Annotated in this window: 4 protein-coding genes; 1 reads left to right on the forward strand and 3 read right to left on the reverse strand. The window is 58.2% G+C overall.

Translation table 11 applies throughout. The features are described from left to right. Positions 1–417 precede the first annotated feature (417 nt). The gene (locus M1L53_RS32910) at positions 418–1,017 is read left to right on the forward strand and encodes an HNH endonuclease family protein (protein ID WP_235808525.1); all 600 of its coding nucleotides are present in this window, start codon (positions 418–420) and stop codon (positions 1,015–1,017) included. A gap of 43 nt (positions 1,018–1,060) precedes the next feature. On the opposite strand, the gene M1L53_RS32915 is transcribed toward M1L53_RS32910, so the two are convergent. The 3 genes from M1L53_RS32915 to M1L53_RS32925 are packed head-to-tail and all read right to left on the reverse strand — an operon-like array spanning position 1,061 to position 4,967. After that, positions 1,061–1,660 (reverse strand): DUF6262 family protein, encoded by a 600-nt coding sequence (locus tag M1L53_RS32915; protein ID WP_047269065.1) that lies wholly within the window; start codon positions 1,658–1,660, stop codon positions 1,061–1,063. Beyond that, on the reverse strand, positions 1,657–3,864 hold the full coding sequence (locus M1L53_RS32920) for a site-specific integrase (RefSeq protein WP_058037609.1): 2,208 nt from the start codon (positions 3,862–3,864) through the stop codon (positions 1,657–1,659). Before M1L53_RS32920 ends, M1L53_RS32915 begins: the two co-directional genes overlap by 4 nt. Next, positions 3,861–4,967, reverse strand: coding sequence for a tyrosine-type recombinase/integrase (locus M1L53_RS32925; protein ID WP_261949497.1), 1,107 nt, complete (start codon positions 4,965–4,967; stop codon positions 3,861–3,863). Before M1L53_RS32925 ends, M1L53_RS32920 begins: the two co-directional genes overlap by 4 nt. Positions 4,968–5,085 lie beyond the last annotated feature (118 nt).

Here is a 5,085-nt window from a genome sequence, read left to right on the forward strand (position 1 = left end):
CGCATTATCTGCACGCAGTTTTGACATATCTCAAAACCTTGCTGGTAGGCCCCCATTGTTCGATGTCGACGGTGTGAGTTATGTGAGTGACGATGGTCAGTTCGTGTGACGGTCGACCGGTTCGACCGCACGGATAGGGACGATGGCATGTTCAATCACGCACGTGGCCGGTTGATTGGGTTCGGTGGATGTGTAGCACACCTGGTCTGATGTCGGGATTTCCCGACAATCATCCTCATGAGTTTTGTTGATAAGAGTGCAGATCCTCTGCACTGCATATGATTTAGGAGTTTCACGTTGCATAGTCGCTTGGTGCGTTCCCGTTCCCTCCTGGTTGCCGTCACTGCCTTGGTCGGGTTGTCGATTTCCGGTTGCAGTACGACGTTGGCGGATGTGATCCCAGCAGGATCGTTGTCTGTGGATAGCCCTGGTCAGCACGATGTTGATGTGGCTTCTTCCGTTGCGCTGTTGGAGACGCTTCCGGTGAAGGGGCGTGCTCCGAAAACTGGTTACAGCAGAGATCAGTTCGGTCAGGCATGGTCTGATGATGTCGATGTGGAGTTCGGGCATGACGGGTGCGATACGCGCAATAATCTGTTGGCTTCGCGGCTGACTGACGTGGTCTTCAAAGAAGGAAAGAAGCAATGTGTTGTTCTCTCTGGCACGTTGGCTGATCCTTACACTGGAAAGACGATCAATTTTGTTCGGGGACAGGATACTTCGACTGCGGTTCAGATTGACCATGTGGTCGCGTTGAGCGATTCGTGGCAGAAGGGTGCGCAACAATTGAGTCTTCAGGAGCGCACGAATCTGGCGAACGATCCCCGAAATCTGATCCCGGTGGATGGACCGACGAACGCGAAGAAGTCTGATTCCGATGCCGCATCCTGGCTTCCCCCGAACAAGGCGTACCGATGCACCTACGTCTCGAAGCAGATCACGGTGAAGTCGGTCTACCGCCTGTGGGTGACTCAAGCAGAGAAGGATGCGATGTCTGCCGTATTGTCCGCGTGTTGATTCACAGTTCCGCGTAGATTCCGATGCTTGCTGGGGTGTGTTCTTATGTGCCGATTGCTTCGATTCGTCGTGCTGGAGAAACGCTTTGAACCATCCTTTTGAGTGAGGCGCGGGCGGCGGTGAGCTCGTCCTGGAGTTCTTCGGTTCGTGTTGTCATGGTGTCGGCGCGTCTGCGTTCGGAGTCGAGGTCCGAGCGCAGCTCGGCTGCTATCTGTTCGAGCTCGTGGATACGGGCGAGCAGTGTGTCGTGCGGCAGGTGTTCGAGTTGGTTGCCGAGTAGTAGTTGCACTTTGGTCTCGAGCTTGGTTCGGTCCGTTCGTAGCGCCCGAACTTCCTCACGCGCCATCAACAGTTCGGCGTGAAGACTGTCCGCCGTAGCGGACGTGCGTCCGGCGCTGCTTCTGGTGGCGGTGTGGGAGTGCTCTTCTGTGGCGCGTTCGACGGCGGTTCGAATTGCTGCGGTGTTGTAGATGAACCATGGAGAAACGCCTGCGCGACGCGCTATTTCGCTGATGTTGATGCGTTCGCCAGCGGATGAGAGGTCGGCGATGACTGTCAGCGTTCTGCGTTGTTTGTCAGCGCTGTCACGTCGACGGGAGGCGATGAGCCGTTGGGTTCGTATGTCACGGTCATCGGCAGTCATCGTTGTTCGTCCTCGTTCGTGTGGGTGGTTACGGACTCGAGCGGTATGAAGGCAGCTGCGGTCCTCGCTTTCCTCAGTTCGCGGGAGGCGTTGTCGATGACCGCGCGTTGGTCTGCGGGCAGGTCGGCAAGCATTGCGTCCATCGACGAGATGACGTCCGTGAACGCGTGAATTTGGGCGTCGAAGTTGGTGATCACCCACGACGCGGAGTCGGTGGCGATTGCAGTTTCTTTGTCTGTGCGCAGCTCTGCGAGATGCTGCTCGATTGCGGGCCGGTAGGACGGGTCCGGTCGGTAGAAGGAGCATCCTGCGCACTGGAATCGGATCGGGCAGTGTTGGCCGCCGGCTTTGATGTTCGAGGGTTCGGTGCAGTTTCCGAAGGGCACGGCCACCGACTGTCGCTCGTACTCCGTTACCGACGTGAATCCCGCCGGTCGTCCGTGCCTGTCGATCGCGAACTTCGAAATCTCCTCGGTGGCTTGGCGTTTACGTTTGAGTGTGACGGAGAAATATCCCATGGTCGTGTCGACGCTGCGGTGATCCATCAATTCGCGTAGGACGTCCACCGGTGTGCCGTTGTCAGCGTGCCGCTGAGCGTAGGAGTGCCGCAATCCGTAAGGAGTGATCATTGATCTGTCGTAGAGAGCTGGGTTTCCGTCATCGTCGAGTCTTTCGTCGACAAGTTCCGGGATTGCATCGATCCAGATGGCGAAGGCCCGGGACCCGAACTGCGCACCGCTCAAGTGCCCGCGGCGAATGTTGTTGCGGGTTCCCGGCGTGGGAAAGAGCCAGTCGCACAGTGTGTCCGGAACAGACAGCGATTGAAGGTGGTCGAGCCATTGGTCGATCACGGTTGCCGTTGCAGTGCTGATCGGCAATCTACGCCCCATTCTGCGACGTTTACGGTTGTCGTAGACGAGTGTGGGCTTGCCGTCGACCCAGTCCAGGCATGAGCGTTTGAGCCCGACGATCTCACTCGGGCGTCGACCGGTGTCCCGGATGATCTGGTAGACCGTCTGATACATCATGGCGTAGTCGTCAGGGTTCCAGCCCGGCGCGGAGTACGTGGAGTGCCTACCCAGCAGCTCGAGGTGTTGATCGAGTTGTGCGATGACATGTTCGGGGATCGTGCGTCCGAAGTCGTCCTCGCTGGTCTCGACCTGGGCAATTGTGTGCGAACGCAGATCGAGTGCGAAGGAGCCGGGGATGTCATCCATTGCGCCCGTGCGGCGTGAGAACTCGAGAAGTCGGCGCCACCACCCGAGCAATGATCGTCGATGGGTGAAGGAATGGGGCTTGCCCTCTCGATCGGCGCTGGTGCGGAAACCCTCGACGACAGCGCTCATGTCACCGTGGTCGAGTAGTTCGGGGTGATCGCCGTTCGTGCGCAGCGAGAGTTGCCGTGAAGCGATTTCGGCGGCATGAACGGTGTGCCGCAGTGTCGTCACGGGTGGGCGTACCTCGCGGCCGAATTGTTTGGTGATCTCTCGAAGCCATCGCTGTCTGATCTCTCGGAAGTCCACAACGCCACCGGCCGCACTGTATCGCCGGTCCGGAGCAGCTTGCAGGCCCACGACGGCAGGTTTCCACACGTCGGCCATGGTGGGATCAGTACCGGAGTACACGACGTGCGCCCGCTGCAGATGTGTGACCAACGACCGGAACACACCACCGGCTGCAGCTCCGAGTGCCTTCTCGAACTGGCGATTTCCGGCGACATCGAGCAGTGAGCGACAATCCGGTGGGAGGTGGGAAACTATGCTGCGGATCCGCATCGGAACCAAGATGATCTGATCACGGTCACGCTGCTGCACTCCGTAAATAATCTCCGCCGCAACAGTGCCGTTCACCTCACTGAGTTCGAAATCGACTTTCGAAAAGGCTTTTTCGTCTCTTCGTGGAACCGAATCGGGGTCGAATGTCCGGTCGAAGAATGAAGGTGAGGTCCCGTTGAGCTTGCGGTGGCGTTCGCACCGCCTGCAACGGCGGTCGAAGATTTCCACGACCGTCATGCATCGGTCGACTCGGCACAGATAGACCGCTGTCATTTCGTTGTCGACGTCTCCGGTGAATACCTGTCGGCGTGAATCCCATTCCGCGACTCGCCATTGCGGGTCGATTCGTTCGATCAACCACGCTTTCCAGGTCTGTTCGTTTCCAGTCGAGAGGGCTCTTGACTCGACGGGTAGAGCGGTGATGCTCATATGCCCACTCTTTCCACTGCCGCCCTCAGGTCCTCCGCGTCGGGGTGTTGATAGATCGCGGTCGATGCTCGGCTCACATGACCGAGCAACGACTGAACCACGTCGATACCGGTGCCGTTGCGCGTCCAGATTGTGGCTGCCGTATGCCGGAACATGTGGGGCCGCAATCGGAAACCGGCACGGTTGCCGATCCTTTCCACAATCTGTTTTGCGTTCGAATACGACATCGGCGAACCGGCGTGATGCCCGAGAAGGTTGACGAACACGAAGTACGAGGTCATTGCGGTGGGCACGCTGTCTCGTTCGAGAAGGTACTCGCGATACTGAGTGACCACCTCGTCGCTGACCGGTACGACTCGGGATTGTCCTTTAGCGCGGGCACCGTTCGAATTGCCTTCACGCCGAACAACATGAACATGAGGTCCACGTTCCTGGCATCCCAGATGAACCGAGGTCGGAAGGAAATGCAGGTCGCTACGGCGCGAACCCAATGCCTCTCCGATTCGGAGTCCGGAACGAACCAGCAACAGCACCAGAAAACGGTCTCGTTCGGTGTTCGCGGAGTTCAGAGCATGCGAAAACTGTTCTTCAGTAATAATTTCCGGAGGCTTTACGACTTCCGGCGCTTTGAGGGTTCTGGCACGAATCAGCCGATGCTGACCGGATTCACCTTCGTGGAAATCGCGGGGTGCGTAGGCCAGGTACTTGGGCTGGGACAGCCCAGAAACAACATCTGCGGAGACCAATCCACGCATTCCGCAGAACCTGAGGAATTCGACGACAGCGGTCATCACTGCGTTGACCGATCTGCCGGAGCGCAGCCGGTAGTGGACGGTTGGGGTGTGTTCGACGGCGAATTTGAAACGAGTGAGTTCACCTACACGAATCTCGTGCCAATCCAGTCCGCGACCGGCAGTCCAGTTCAAGAACCAACAGACCCGAGGAACGTATGCGCGGATTGTTTGAGGTGACCTTCCGGCGCCTTGCATGAACAGCACCCACTCGGAAGCCTCCGCGACCGGGCGCATGGATTCTTCGTCCACGATCACCCAACCCGACTGCCCCGTCGTCGGTGAAATGACCTTCTCTACAGCACACGACATCGCCACTCCTATGGCTGTCCCACCTGTGACATAGACGCTATTAGATAACCATGAGGGACAGGGCGACCGACACGCCGTGCCTACCGTGCCTTCATCCTGATGCGGCGCTAGAGATAAC

This window comes from Rhodococcus sp. T9N (genome assembly GCF_024436645.1).
Classification (GTDB): Bacteria; Actinomycetota; Actinomycetes; order Mycobacteriales; family Mycobacteriaceae; genus Rhodococcus_F; species Rhodococcus_F qingshengii.